Origin of the sequence: Hoskinsella mucinilytica, from assembly GCF_045223415.1 — a bacterium.
Taxonomy (GTDB): Bacteria; Bacillota_I; Bacilli_A; order Erysipelotrichales; family Erysipelotrichaceae; genus Hoskinsella; species Hoskinsella mucinilytica.
In genome coordinates this window covers 1-281 of the sequence record NZ_JBEQZJ010000138.1, presented here as the reverse complement: position 1 = coordinate 281, position 281 = coordinate 1, and the positions used below count along the sequence as shown (strand labels likewise).

Here is a 281-nt window from a genome sequence, read left to right as displayed (position 1 = left end):
CATTGAAGAACATGGTGAAGAACTGTGTGAAGCAATCAGGAAACGAAGGTACAGACCGTTACCAGTCAAACGAGTGCAAATACCAAAGGACGACGGAAGTAAGAGAAATTTGGGAATTCCAGCAGTAAGGGACAGGTGGATAGAACAGGCGGTATGCCAGCAACTAATGCCAATCTTTGAAAAAGGGTTCTCAAACTTTAGTTACGGATTTCGACCAGGAAGAAAAGCCGAACAGGCAGTCACAAGAGCATTGGAGTACATGAATGATGGATATGAATGGA

1 protein-coding gene is annotated in these 281 nt (G+C 43.8%); it reads left to right on the top strand.

From position 1 onward, the window contains the following. Positions 1-73: 73 nt before the first annotated feature. Positions 74-281, top strand: a 208-nt coding sequence (locus UGRO018_RS17880) for a reverse transcriptase domain-containing protein (RefSeq protein WP_416327866.1), incomplete at its 3' end; no start/stop codon positions are given.